The 12242-nt window shown below is 60.3% G+C and carries 14 protein-coding genes; all 14 read right to left on the bottom strand.

Features of this window, described 5'->3' with window-relative positions:
* Positions 1–12: 12 nt before the first annotated feature.
* Positions 13–768 carry a M23 family metallopeptidase gene (locus tag OTER_RS13165; RefSeq protein WP_012375416.1) on the bottom strand — a complete coding sequence of 252 codons (756 nt, stop codon included), beginning with the start codon at positions 766–768 and terminating at the stop codon, positions 13–15.
* Positions 769–790: 22 nt separating this feature from the next.
* Positions 791–1519 (bottom strand): Clp protease/crotonase-like domain-containing protein, encoded by a 729-nt coding sequence (locus OTER_RS13160; RefSeq protein WP_148218112.1) that lies wholly within the window; start codon positions 1517–1519, stop codon positions 791–793.
* Between the two features lie 24 nt (positions 1520–1543).
* The gene (locus tag OTER_RS25845) at positions 1544–1921 is read right to left on the bottom strand and encodes a hypothetical protein (protein ID WP_148218111.1); all 378 of its coding nucleotides are present in this window, start codon (positions 1919–1921) and stop codon (positions 1544–1546) included.
* A 537-nt stretch (positions 1922–2458) separates the two neighbouring features.
* Positions 2459–2725 carry a hypothetical protein gene (locus tag OTER_RS13155; RefSeq protein WP_012375414.1) on the bottom strand — a complete coding sequence of 89 codons (267 nt, stop codon included), beginning with the start codon at positions 2723–2725 and terminating at the stop codon, positions 2459–2461.
* Between the two features lie 25 nt (positions 2726–2750).
* A complete protein-coding gene (locus OTER_RS13150; RefSeq protein ID WP_012375413.1) occupies positions 2751–3206 on the bottom strand; it encodes a hypothetical protein in 456 nt (151 codons plus the stop codon).
* Between the two features lie 96 nt (positions 3207–3302).
* Positions 3303–3620 (bottom strand): hypothetical protein, encoded by a 318-nt coding sequence (locus OTER_RS26650; protein ID WP_044891763.1) that lies wholly within the window; start codon positions 3618–3620, stop codon positions 3303–3305.
* Between the two features lie 93 nt (positions 3621–3713).
* Positions 3714–4058: a hypothetical protein gene (locus tag OTER_RS13140; RefSeq protein ID WP_012375411.1), complete on the bottom strand. Its 345-nt coding sequence runs from the start codon at positions 4056–4058 to the stop codon at positions 3714–3716.
* A 499-nt stretch (positions 4059–4557) separates the two neighbouring features.
* A complete protein-coding gene (locus OTER_RS13130; protein ID WP_012375409.1) occupies positions 4558–4938 on the bottom strand; it encodes a hypothetical protein in 381 nt (126 codons plus the stop codon).
* Positions 4939–5449: 511 nt separating this feature from the next.
* The gene (locus OTER_RS13125) at positions 5450–5935 is read right to left on the bottom strand and encodes a hypothetical protein (RefSeq protein ID WP_044891761.1); all 486 of its coding nucleotides are present in this window, start codon (positions 5933–5935) and stop codon (positions 5450–5452) included.
* A 129-nt stretch (positions 5936–6064) separates the two neighbouring features.
* Positions 6065–6415 carry a hypothetical protein gene (locus OTER_RS13120; RefSeq protein WP_012375408.1) on the bottom strand — a complete coding sequence of 117 codons (351 nt, stop codon included), beginning with the start codon at positions 6413–6415 and terminating at the stop codon, positions 6065–6067.
* 164 nt (positions 6416–6579) lie between these two features.
* The gene (locus OTER_RS13115; RefSeq protein WP_012375407.1) at positions 6580–6819 is read right to left on the bottom strand and encodes a hypothetical protein; all 240 of its coding nucleotides are present in this window, start codon (positions 6817–6819) and stop codon (positions 6580–6582) included.
* A 790-nt stretch (positions 6820–7609) separates the two neighbouring features.
* Positions 7610–8638, bottom strand: coding sequence for a UDP-N-acetylmuramate dehydrogenase (murB, locus tag OTER_RS13110; RefSeq protein WP_012375406.1), 1029 nt, complete (start codon positions 8636–8638; stop codon positions 7610–7612).
* A gap of 590 nt (positions 8639–9228) precedes the next feature.
* Positions 9229–11079: a cytochrome c biogenesis protein gene (locus tag OTER_RS26865; protein ID WP_012375405.1), complete on the bottom strand. Its 1851-nt coding sequence runs from the start codon at positions 11077–11079 to the stop codon at positions 9229–9231.
* Entirely contained in the window at positions 11076–12239 is a 1164-nt protein-coding gene (locus OTER_RS13100; RefSeq protein WP_012375404.1) for a cytochrome c biogenesis ResB family protein, read from the bottom strand. Before OTER_RS13100 ends, OTER_RS26865 begins: the two co-directional genes overlap by 4 nt.
* Between the last annotated feature and the right edge of the window lie 3 nt (positions 12240–12242).

Genomic DNA, 12242 nt, shown 5'->3' with positions numbered 1-12242 from the left:
TCTGCCGAACGTTCAAGATGAGCCACGGCCGGAGGCCGTTGGCTCGGGCACCTGGTTTGGCTTCTTCTGACCACTCGAAATAACGTCGCCTCTCGTCGGCGAATATTTCTCTTTCTGGACCCCGTCGACCGTGATCGATGGGAAGACCATCCTCAACGCGACCGACCTCGCCATACTTGTCTCAGATTGCACGTGCATGTGCAGATGCGGCTCCGTTGAATTGCCCGAATTGCCACACAATGCGAGGAAATCACCTGCTTTGACCTGCTCCCCGGCCTTTCTCGCAATGGAACCCTGTTTGAAGTGGGCCAGCACTACGACAAATCCGTCAGGGGATTTCAGCATCATATAGTTCCCCATGGCCGATGGTCGGTTCAACTCTCCGGGAATGTTGTCGGGCACACCATCCACCGCCACCTCCACAATCCCATCAATCGGGGAATAGATCGGCTGCGCCCAACAACCATAGCTCTCGTTCTTCTTCGGGTCTCCTTTGCTGGTTTGATTTCCGCTTCCTGTGATAATCTTTCTGATGTCGACAGCCCGATCCTGCGGGGGGCTTCCGATGTGATGATTGTCCTTCGGATCCTCGCCACCCCAGGAAATGAGCCAGTCTCCGTCAAAGGGCGCGCGCGCCAAAGCGACATTCGAGAAGGTAGTCGATCGCGGGGATTGTTGTGCTGAATATGCGACAAACGCAATGCCACCGGCCACGCCGAAAACGGCTCCGAGCCCCAGCCCAAATGCGAAGACAACAGACTTCTTCATACTTTTTGCCGAACGATTCAGATCAGCCACGCGGGCCGAGCGAGGATGGAGTTTCGGATACGGGAGAATCGCCCGAAGATGGGCGGCTGCCAGCGTTGCGCTGTGGCGTCTGGTTGGGCGTTTGGGTCAAGTCGGCAATGAAGGCCTGCAACGAGTCCCATCTACTTTCCGCAACCCCTAAGGCGACCATCTCGTCCGCCGTTAGCGACAGGATTTCACCTCGCGCCTTCCACTGTCTTCCGCCTCTGATCAACGAACTCTGGTGATCAAGCATGGCTCCAAAGATGTCCGAATCGTGATGCTTCTGCTCTGAATACCGCCGGAGCTTCACTGTGAGCTCCTCGCGAACTGCCGAGAATAGAGAATCACTCAGGCAAAGAAAATCGCGAGACACGACGCCGGCGCCGCCTAAAAGTGCCGCTCTATCACTCACGACCCTGTCGCAGCTCGCGACAATGAAGACTGCCGAAGCGACAGCATTCTTCACGTAGGCAACAGTAGTCACCCTCGCACCGGAAAGTGCATCGGCCACCGCGAGAATGTCTGGTAGCGCGCCGCCATCCGAATCAACGAAGACCGCAATCGTGCGCACGCTTGCTGGAACACCTTTGATCTGCGCCACAATCTCCCGACCGCGCTGTTCGGTGACGCTTCCCTTGATGGGAATGGTGAAGATTGAGGATGGGGCTGGATCCTGTGCGCAAAGCATGGATGTGCCGCAGACAAACATAAACAATCGTCGTAGCGTCATCTGAACTCTTGATTTTGCCCAACGTCAAAAGTGAGCCACGCGCGGCAGGAAGGCCACGCCAAACCAGAATGGGCCAGCCTCGCGCGTTGGCTCTGATGACTGGTTCGGCTGCTTTTTACCCACGCCACAATCGCCGACAGACCAGCCAAGATGAAAGTTCGGCGCCAAGATCAACATACGAAGGCTCCAATTATAAGAAATGCCGCGATCGCAAAATAGCAGCTCACGCAGATGGCGAAAATCGGGCGTCCTTCTTCCCTTCTCACTGTGCCGCCACGAATGGAAGGCAATCGACCTGTCTTCAACGCCACAACAGCGGCGATCCCAAAGAAAACCGCCCCAACCAGTGAAAGAGCTGTCTGCCAATTTGCGTGCACGGTTTCTTTCTTTGCCGAACGTCAAAGATGACCCACGGACGGGGCTGGCGCGAGCTCTGCATCAGCAGAGATCGTGACAGCCATGGCCGTTGGGTCTGGCGACTTGTTAGGCCCGATTCTTCGCACGAAAATCACGGATTCCCGATATTACCGCCGCGATTCCAAAGACTGTTGCTCCAGTCCATTCGATCCAACCAGGGACATCGCGTCCCGTGAGATTTGTGAATACCATCACTCCGCCAACACAGATCAAACTGCACCCAATAACCGTTGCCGTCGCCTTGGACATCGGCGTGCCATCTTGCCAACGCACCGCGACCCTCCGCCTTTCTGGCGCCAGTCCAAGACTAAATAGGTACGCCAACCCGACAGTGCCAATGATGATACCGGCGCAAATCCAGAAGAGCGCGGATTCTGCAAGCTTCATTGCTATGGACTGCTTTGCCTAACGATTCAGATCAGCCACACGGGCCGAGCGAGGATGGAGTTTCGGATACAGATGAATCGACCGAGGACGGACGGCTGCCCGCGTTGCGCTGTGTCGACTGGTTCGGCATTTGGCTCACTCAGATTTTACGGTCACTTCCACCTGAATGCGCTCAGGCGGAATCATTCCCTGGTCAATGCGCACGAGAATACCGTCCTTGAAATAGTAGTAAACACCGTGAGACCGATACGCCTTCACAGATCCGGACATGTAAACCAAGTCGCCGATGAGCGTCCGGTGTAGCCATTGCTTTTCCGTCATGCCCAACTTTGGGCCAAACGTGCTTTGGCATCCACACATCACGGCGGCTGCAAGCAGACCCATCAGCAATAGTCTTTTCATTTATCGAAGCTGGTTTCGCCGAACGTTAACGATGAGCCACCGGAGGCGGCGGCACCACTCGTGCGTCAGCACGAGGCGTGACGCTGCCGGAGGTTGGCTCTGGCACCTGGTTCGCCTCTTCTTTGATTGAGATCGGCGTCAGGGACCGGTCCGGCTCCCACCAAAAGGCTCCGCCTTTCTTCAGTGCTGCTATCGCGTTATCGCCCTCGATCAGCATCTCTTGAGTCTTTCCGGAAACGCTGCCGGAGCTCGACGTGCCCTGAAGAGAAAATACCAGGCTGGCATCTCTTACTTCGTAGCGCGGACGAAAGTAGAAGCCCATCGAACCATAGCGCCAGCGAAGCGCATAGTGATCACCAACCTTTACGACAACCGGTGGCTCGGCGAAATACTGATGATCTGCGGAACCGTAGCCGGGACCGAAAAAGAAACCGCAGCCTGAAAGCGCAAGCAAAGTGACGATGACGAGAAGCGGCTTCATCTTTCGGCGAACGTAGGAGATGTGCCGCGCGCGGGCGAGCGGAGAGTCAGCCCTCTCGAAGTGCTGGCGATGGTGAGCGGAGAAGCCGCATGTGAATCACGGGCCACTCCCGCGCGTTGGCACTGGCGGCTGGATCGGCCTTCTCTTCGCAAACGGAATTCCAGCCAATCGGAAGCCCAGCCATCCGCAACCGACGACGAGAATGCCGACACCGACGAGGGCTGCTTTCGCCTGCAGGATCGTCAGACCCGGAATCTTCTGCGTGATATCGTCCAAGTGGAAAGCGCACGCAACCATTGCGACTGCTGCAATCACAACGACGACAAGGCCGGCGCCTGAAATCTCACGACCGCCCGGCAAGTAGACTCGGAAACTCTTCATCTTCTCTTCCGCCGATCGTTTCAGATCAGCCACGCGGGCCGAGCGAGGATGGAGTTTCGGATGCCGATGAATCCGCCGACGACGGACGGCTGCCCGCGTTGCGCTGTAGCGGCTGGATCGGCCTTTTCATGGACTGAATAGTTGCGGTGCGGCTTGGCGCAACTCATCCAGCGTCCGAACAGAAGTAGGGCCTCGGTCGATCGGAATCTCGCCTGACCGGAGCCGTCCCAACAGATCTTCTCTTCTTTCGTCCGTAGGCTCCAAGGTGAAAGGGCCAGGATCGGTGATCGAAAAGAAGAACAGCCACTTCTTCTTCGTCGGAGCGCGGAACACCGGCTTCAGGACGCGGCCGGAGTCGTCGAGAAAAGTATACTCCGCATTTTCGACGTCGATGGCCTCGTAATGCCGATTGGCCTGCGCCACGGATTCCATCGCACACAAGGAGCCGTCATCCTGATAAACGAAGATCATCTTTCTTCCGCCGATCGTAGGAGATAGACACGCGCGGGCGAGCGTGCAGTGAACCCTTCTGAATGACCGGCGATGTTGAGCGGAGAAGGCCCATGCGAATCACGGCCCAGCCCCGCGCGTTGTCTCTGGCGGCTGGATCGGCCTTCTCTTCGCAAACGGAATTCCAGCCAATCGGAAGCCCAGCCATCCGCAACCGACGACGAGAATGCCGACACCGACGAGGGCTGCTTTCGCCTGCAGGATCGTCAGACCCGGAATCTTCTGCGTGATATCGTCCAAGTGGAAAGCGCACGCAACCATTGCGACTGCTGCAATCACAACGACGACAAGGCCGGCGCCTGAAATCTCACGACCGCCCGGCAAGTAGACTCGGAAACTCTTCATCTTCTCTTCCGCCGATCGTTAACGATGAGCCACCGGAGGCGGCGGCGCGACTCGTGCGTCAGCACGAGGCGTGACGCTGCCGGAGGTTGGCTCTAGCATCTGGTTGGGCCTTTTTTCAATCGCCTTCATGATGGCTGATAGGCTGAGCGCCCCTGAAAACAACAGTCCAATACCCGTCTTCCCACTTGGTGTAAACGAAAGTCATCTCCCACTCGTCCTTACCTGCAGGGAAGTGAATGCTCTCTGGCACGATTACTCGCAGGCTTCTGGGAAACTCGGCGACGCCGAGAAACTCGAGGGCAGCGTCCCACCGAGACAATAGGTGCGCTCTTACTTCTTCGACTTGCTCGTGCGTCGGTTCCTCACCGAGCGTCCACCAAAGGTCGATGCAAACACCTCGGAACCGACCGAGGGAGACGGTGGCGATCTTCCCTTGAACCTCCGCATTTCCCCACGGGCTTACTTGGGTTTTGGGCTGGCGCGTGAACAGGTTCATTTCTTGCCCAACGAAAAAGATCAGCCATGGGGTTGGCGGGCGCGACCCGTGCACCAGCACGGGGCGTGACGGCCAACACCATTGGCTGTATCGACTGGTTCGGCAAGACGCGGTTGAGCACCCCGCGAAGTCGGGTGGCCGGGCCGCCTTTGTTGCACGTGCGCACGCGTGGAAACTGCAGAATTTACAGTATCCCCGAGCGAGCTACAATCGGCGCGAGACGCTCGGACGATCAGCTCTAACGCAGGTTGAGCTCGTCGGCCGAGGGGCTCGCGCCGACCTGCACCGCTCCTCCGGCCGGACGGTTCCTTTGTCTTCCTTCTGAATATCACCCTCGACTCGCTTTCGCAAAGGGGGCCAACCGCTCCATCGTCGTTGTGCATTTCGACCGCGTCGTGTTCGTCGCCGAACGACCAAAGATCAGCCACGCGGGCCGAGCGAGGATGGAGGTTCGGATGCAGATGAACCGTCCGAAGACGGACGACTGCCCGCGTTGCGCTGTGGCGGCTGGTTAGGCTTTCTCACGGTTCCATTCCACTTCGGTTCCCGCGATCTCGCCCGGCCCAGTGTCATACCATGCGGAAAAGCCGCGCATTTTGTCCCCTGAACCGAAAACCTCCAGTAGAATAACGCAGAGAGATATCCGCTTTGGCTCCTTCGATGTGATTCGAAGTGTGACCAAGCGATCTCGAACCTCGCCTTGGGCCACCAAGTGAACGAGCCTCGGCTCTTCCCCGTTTCTATTCTTCGACAAGGTTATTTCGCCCGATAGACGGTGCGCACTTTGCCTTATATTTCCAATCAATGTCTGCGTGAGTCCCTCGGGAAGCTCGATCTTATTGGTCCACTTTCCGGAAAGATCCACGCCGCGATATACGAGCTCGAGATACCAGGGGATAATGACCTTTCTGAAGAATACGGCCGCAAAGTAAAGCAATGCTGCCGTGAGAACACCGCTAACGATTCCGAGGGCAAGATTCAGAGTGAGCTGTGACATATACTTCGCCTAACGATTCAGATCAGCCACGCGGGCCGAGCGAGAATGGAGTTTCGGATGCGGGTGAATCGCCCGAAGACGGACGGCTGCCCGCGTTGCGCTGTGGCGACTGGTTCGGCCTTTTCGTTCTCACGACTGGGGTGGCTTCCCGTCCTGCGGGAAAAGCAATCGCTTCTCTACCGAAACGCCGTGCTTCCGCACAAACTCCTGCGCGTAACCCTCGGCTTGCTTTCTTGTGAACTTCTTCTTCCGCCAACCAAACATCATGTAACCATTGTCGCTCTTCTGTTTGAATCCACGAAAGCACGCAAAGAGTAACCAGTGCGTCGGGTGATCATCGACCCCGTAGGTAAACACGGTCGATCGCGGATCAGGCGGCAGCGAGAAATTGTGAATCACGCCCAACTCGACGAGCACCTTCTTTACTTCGGTGTCATCGAAGGAAATCAGCTCTTCATCGGGAAACTTCACGGTCGCCATGGGAGTTTTTGCCGAACGTCAAAAGTGAGCCACGCGCGTGAGCGGACAAGTGGCAACTCCGAAACACCAGCGAGGTGGCGCGGAGAGGCCGCTTCCGAAGAACGGGCCCGTGCAGCGCGTTGGCTCTGATGCCTGGTTCGGCGCCTTCTTCATCTCGGGAATCGCTAGTAACCGCCCGCCCACAATCCAATGAGAAGAAGCCCGCATGCGGTTACCGCAGAGCCACACCAAAACACCAGCCGATCAGCCTTCGCGGCCTCGTCTGCGGATAGCTCCGCTTTCTTGACGCGCTCCATGCAAGCGATCGACATCTTCTTTCTGAGCGACAGGAAAGGCACCCCGAACGCTAGTAGCGCGAGCGCAACGGGAAGGTCGAACAGCTGTAACTTTTCCGATGCGCTCATCTTAGGCCGAACGTTACAGATGAGCCACGGTCGTGGCTGGCGCGACTCGTGCGCAAGCACGAGGCGTGACAGACATGATTGTTGGCTCTTGTAGGTTCACTGGCCGGGCGGCGATTCGGACCGGCTCTTTCGAGATCACGGCGCGTGCCGCGTGAACCCTGATCGACGACCCCAACATCGTTGCCGCGCAATCGAGCGCGCGGACGATGATCGAAACTCCAGCGACTCTTTCTTCTTCTTTTCGCGCGGCGCTGCCGGCCGACTCCTTCGCGTCACGGCGCACCTCGGCATTCCATCCTGAAAGCGAATGATCAGCGGGCCTCATCTGCGTGCGGGAGTATGGCCGACGTTCAAGGTGAGCCACGGCTGCCGGCGGCGCGATCTCCTGCGCCAGCAGGAGGCGTGACGCCGGTAGCCGTTGGCTCTGACGCCTGGTTGGGCCGGGTCGATTCCTGCCCATACTTACGCCGATATTCCAGTCGCATTCTGTCCATGCGAATCACGGCCCAGTCCCGCGCGTTGTCTACCGTTTTGCGCCTTGTGCGCCTTTTGCGGCTATTCCAAATCGACGCTCCAACGACCGCGACGAGGGCGTCGCGGCTCCATCGCGACGGATCGGAATCCGTGGCCATCCGCGTGATTCGCGGGCAGACTGTTTTCCGTGTGATCCGTGTGTTCCGTGGGCAGCTCTCGGTTTGCCCTCGGTTCGGCTCCTGTGAATCCAAGCCAATCTGTTTCCACCCGATCGCGCGCCCCCACCCGTCCGGCCGATCGCGACCCGCGATGCCGCCTACGCGACGACCAGTACTTCCTTTTCGATCATTATTCCCGTCTGCTCTGCGACGCGCGCTTCGATCTCGGCCGCAAACGCCGTGATCTCGCGGCACGTCGCGCCCCGGCCTGCCACCAGCACGAGCGGCTGTTGATGGAAAAGCGCGACGTTGCCTTTGGCATAACCTTTCGCCTTCAGCACTACGTCGAGAATCCACGCGAGCGGAAGTTTCGCGTGGGTTGCGTCCACCGGATACGAGGGCATCTCGGGAAAGCGCGCACGCAGCGACTCCAGCGTGGCGATCGTCACAACCGGGTTCTTCCAAAACGAGCCCGCCGTGCCGGTTCTCGAAAGATCCGGAAACTTCGCGGTGCGAATCGCAATCACCGCGTCACGTATCTCCGCCAGTGAAGGTGACGCGACGCCTGGTGTGGAGAAACGGGTCGCCAGGTCCTTATAGGCCAGTTCCGGCCGGGGCGTGAGGCTCAGCTTGAAACTCACTCCCATAACGATGAGCTGCTTCGCGTCGCCGTGCTTGAACACGCTGTCGCGGTAGCCGAACAAACACGCGGCATTGGTCAGGGTGCGCTCTGCGGCCGAGAGCGGATCGAAAACGACCACCGACTCGATGACCTCACGCACCTCCCGACCATAGGCGCCGATGTTCTGCACCGGCGCGGCCCCGACCGTTCCAGGGATGAGGGAAAGATTCTCCAGGCCCCAGTAGCCGTGCGCGACACAGTACGCGACGAACCCGTCCCACGCCTCGCCCGCCCCGGCGCGAAGCACAACGCATTCGCCCTGGGGCTTGGCGTGCACCCCCGTGATCTGGACGCGTATCACCACGCCCGGGAATCCGACATCACTGACGAGGAGATTCGAGCCACCACCGAGGATGAACACCGGCAGTGACCGCGCGCCGGCGAAAGCGACCGCTTCGCGCAGATCCGCCACCGTGGCGGCCTCGATGTAATACCGGGCTGGGCCGCCAATGCCCAAAGTGGTGAGCGGAGCGAGCGAGACGTGTTCGCGGATGGTCAAGTGCACCCACCGAGGAAGCCTGCTCGAGCCCCGCTCATCAACCGCCGACTACGGTGACTCCCGGCCCATCTGTTTTGAACCGGAGGAGACCCGAATTCAACCCGCGTTCCGATCTTCCGATCCTTAACCACGGATTACACCGATTTACACGGATCGATCCGTGATATCCGTGAAATCCGGTTTGATGGCTTGGGAACCTACCTCGGCTCGTCCTCGGTTTGCCTCCTGTGAATCCAATCCAGTGTGGGTTGTTTGAAGAGAAGACCGAGTTCGATCCGAGACCCAATCCTCCAATCCTTAACCACAGATAACACGGATGAACACCGATCCATCCGTGCCCATCCGCGTGATCCGTGGCCGGCTTGAGCGACCGTCTACCGTTCTGCGCCTTCTACGTCCTCTCGCGACTATGCCACCCTTTCGTGTCGTTCGTGTGTTTCGTGGTTCTCCCAAGGTCCGTTTCGAAGCGGGCAAGATCCACCTTCGCCAGCGGCTACGGTGGACAAGTTGCCCGCGCTCCCAGGGGCCGGCCTACAACAAATCATGCGACGAGGGCCCCGACCTGGTCAGGGCAAACTGCCCGTGCTCCCGAGGCCCTACGAGCGCGTCGCCAGGCTTCGCCACTTCTCCAGCGGGGTACCGGCGATCAGCATCGCGACGACTTGTGAGACGACGAAGAGCATCAGCCACCAGAAACCGGCGTCCATGAAACCGTAGCTGTGCAGGCCAACGCCGAGCATGTTGACGCCAAACCAGCTCCAGCTCGTCACGATGTTGCCGAAGATCGCGAGGACCATCAGCCCGCGGGCCTTCACCAGCCCGCCCCAACGCGCATGCAGGATCAGGGCATTCCACAGGACGATGATCAGCGCGCCGTTTTCCTTCGGATCCCAACCCCAGAACCGGCCCCACGACTGATCCGCCCAGATGCCGCCGAGCACCGTGCCGACGAAGCTGAACAGCGTCGCGAAACACACGATCCCGTAAACCATCCGCGTCAGTCCGTCGGCGGTGGTGCGATCGAGCGAGCGCGTGAACACGCCGCGGCCGACATAGATCAGCGCAAGCAACCCGGCGAGATACGTGGCCGAGTAGCCCACGGTTACGGTGATCACGTGCGTCGCGAGCCAGAAGTTCGAGTCGAGCACCGCCCGCATCATCTCCAACGTGTCACCGCCGAGCGCCAGATGGTGGGCGATGATCAAGGTGGTGAAACCGATCACGCCCGCCGCTGCACTGCCGATCCCGTTTTTGTAGATTGTTTCGAGCACCAGGCACAACGCCACCGCCGCCCAGCCGACGAACAGCGCCGAGGAATAGAGATTCGTCACCGGCGGCCGGCCCTCGAGCCACATGCGAATTCCGATTCCCGCCGTCGTCACCAGAAACCCAACGAGCACGAGCCAGAAGGCCGAGCGGCCCAGCACCTCCGGCCATTTGAGCCAGGAAAATACCGCGAGCAGAAACGCGAACACGTAGAGCATCGTCGCCGTCATGAACGGCTGCGCCGCATTGAACCGCGCCTCGACGTCGCATTTCCGCATCGTGCCGGGAATCTCGCCGTCGAGCTGCGCCCGATACGAATGGACGAGCGTGTTGAACTCCGCCGGCTGATAGCCGCGCCAGGCGAGCCCGATGCGAACGTAGCGGTCCATCGCCGGATTCAGCCGGCCGGTCGTGAGGCTCTCGCGCAGCGATGCGCCCGCGTTGCGCCAGCCGGCCGGGTCGGATTTGCCGGTCACCGGCGGAATCGGTAGCACGTAGCCATACGTCTCGAGGGTCGCGATGGCTGCGTTCAGTTGGGTCATTGCCCGGGCCTGGGCGGCGTCGTGCGACTGCCCGGCGCGTTGCGCCGCCAGGGCCGCCTGCCGCGCCGGCAGCACGGTCTCGAACGCGGCGAGGGATTGCAGGAACTCGTCGGCGCCGTCGATCACCAGGCTGTTCTGGAGCCGCTGATACAGAATAACGTTGTTGCGCAGCTGCACCACCGCGCGCTGGAACGGCGAGCGGTTCGCGTGCTCGACGTTCTCGGCGAGCTTCGCCTGCCGGTCGAGTTCCCCCAGCCCGCTCAGCAGCTGGTGGAACGAGAAACGCTTGCCGCCGGCGCCCTGGCCGGTCGTCAGGTTCAGCATCGCGAGCACGTCGGGGTGCACGATCTCGAACGTCTGATAACTATGCGCCACGTCCGGCCGGTAGAGCACGTCGAGCAGCCACTCCGCCGGCGCGATCCGACGGCCGTCGGGCGCCGCGACGCGTTGCCGGCCCTGCAGCGTCAACAACGTGGTCCGCGCAACCGTGTCGAGCGGCTTGATCCGGCCATTGACCAAGGTCGGCAACTCGCCGAATCCGACCACGTCGTAGTCGCCCGGATTGCGCGGCGTGCGCCACGCGCCGAACACGGCGAGGACGGCGATCGTGAGGACGAGATAGGGCAGAAATTTCTTCATGGCGTGGCGGCGGCGGGTTGGCGGCGGTGGCGGATGAACCCACCCAGATGCAGTCCAAATTGGAGGAGCAGGCCGAAGGTCATGATGGCGCAGGCAATGTAGGGCAGCTGCCAGCTTGGATTGCGTACCACCTGGAGCACGGACGTGCGGTCGTTGTTGTCGAAACCAGCCTGGTAGAACGTGAGGCCCGCGTAGCGCAGCGGGTTGTTCATATAGATCAACACCTCGCGATCGTCCTGGCCGTCGGGCGTGTTGAGCCGCACGCGACTCGAGAAGTTTTTCGGGATCTCGGTGCCCGCATAGCGGTCGTGGCTGAACTTGAGCAACGTCAGCGAAAACGGCCGGTAGTGGCGCGCGAAACGCAGCGCGATCCGCCAGCTGCGGCCGCCGAACTCGAAGCGCTGCGGCTCGACCAGCAGCACCGAGACGAGCCAGGTGCCGAGCGAACCGTCGGGCCCGATGAGCTCGATGAACGCACTCGGCACGTTCCGCTCATCCTGTTTGTAGGTGATCGGAAGCGGTTTCGCCACCAGCTGCGTGCCGGCGCCCGTGCTCGCCTGGGACGGTTCCGTCGAGGTCGCCGAGCGCATCTCGAGGGAGGAATTCGGGAAAAACGCCTTCACCGCCACGCGAAACGGAAGCTTCGGATGCTGCACCGTCTGCTCATCCGCCAGCACGGGCTCGGGGATGGCCACCACCTCGTCGAAGTCGGGACTCGTCACGTCGGTGATTGCCACCTCGACGCTGCGGAAGCTCTCCGAATAGTTCTTCGTTTCGCCCTCATCGAGCCGCATCTGGTATTCGTCCTGCCACAGCCCGGTGAAGAGTTCACCCAGCAGCAGGAGGATCAACCCGCCGTGCACGAAATGCATGCCGGCCTTCCGCCAGGTGAACTTGAACCGGTAAAGGTGCGCTGCCGCCAGGTTCACCAGGAGCAGCCCGCCCAGCGTGTAGCCGCCGGGGAAGACGGCGAGCGACACGTCGCCGACCTGCCAGAACACGGCGAACGTGTGGAAGTATTTCTCCTGCACCGCCCAGATGCCAATGTTCACCTGGTCGAGCGTCGCGGCGAGCACGAGCACGATCGACAGGGCGATCAGGACGACGGTGAGCTTAAGCGAAACGACAATGTCGCGGAGTTCGCGGAGGAACGTGGCCATGGA

The organism is Opitutus terrae PB90-1, assembly GCF_000019965.1.
Lineage (GTDB): Bacteria > Verrucomicrobiota > Verrucomicrobiia > Opitutales > Opitutaceae > Opitutus > Opitutus terrae.
The sequence above is the reverse complement of the archived record's forward strand: the minus strand, read 5'-3'. Positions and strand labels throughout refer to the sequence as shown.

Bases quoted from the DNA above. Each gene is read 5' to 3' on its own strand.
- OTER_RS13165 (WP_012375416.1), bottom strand. From the start codon at position 768: ATGAAGAAGTCTGTTGTCTTCGCATTTGGGCTGGGGCTCGGAGCCGTT.
- OTER_RS13160 (WP_148218112.1), bottom strand. From the start codon at position 1,519: ATGACGCTACGACGATTGTTTATGTTTGTCTGCGGCACATCCATGCTT.
- OTER_RS13155 (WP_012375414.1), bottom strand. From the start codon at position 2,725: ATGAAAAGACTATTGCTGATGGGTCTGCTTGCAGCCGCCGTGATGTGT.
- OTER_RS13150 (WP_012375413.1), bottom strand. From the start codon at position 3,206: ATGAAGCCGCTTCTCGTCATCGTCACTTTGCTTGCGCTTTCAGGCTGC.
- OTER_RS13140 (WP_012375411.1), bottom strand. From the start codon at position 4,058: ATGATCTTCGTTTATCAGGATGACGGCTCCTTGTGTGCGATGGAATCC.
- OTER_RS13130 (WP_012375409.1), bottom strand. From the start codon at position 4,938: ATGAACCTGTTCACGCGCCAGCCCAAAACCCAAGTAAGCCCGTGGGGA.
- OTER_RS13125 (WP_044891761.1), bottom strand. From the start codon at position 5,935: ATGTCACAGCTCACTCTGAATCTTGCCCTCGGAATCGTTAGCGGTGTT.
- OTER_RS13120 (WP_012375408.1), bottom strand. From the start codon at position 6,415: ATGGCGACCGTGAAGTTTCCCGATGAAGAGCTGATTTCCTTCGATGAC.
- OTER_RS13115 (WP_012375407.1), bottom strand. From the start codon at position 6,819: ATGAGCGCATCGGAAAAGTTACAGCTGTTCGACCTTCCCGTTGCGCTC.
- OTER_RS26865 (WP_012375405.1), bottom strand. From the start codon at position 11,079: ATGAAGAAATTTCTGCCCTATCTCGTCCTCACGATCGCCGTCCTCGCC.
- OTER_RS13100 (WP_012375404.1), bottom strand. From the start codon at position 12,239: ATGGCCACGTTCCTCCGCGAACTCCGCGACATTGTCGTTTCGCTTAAG.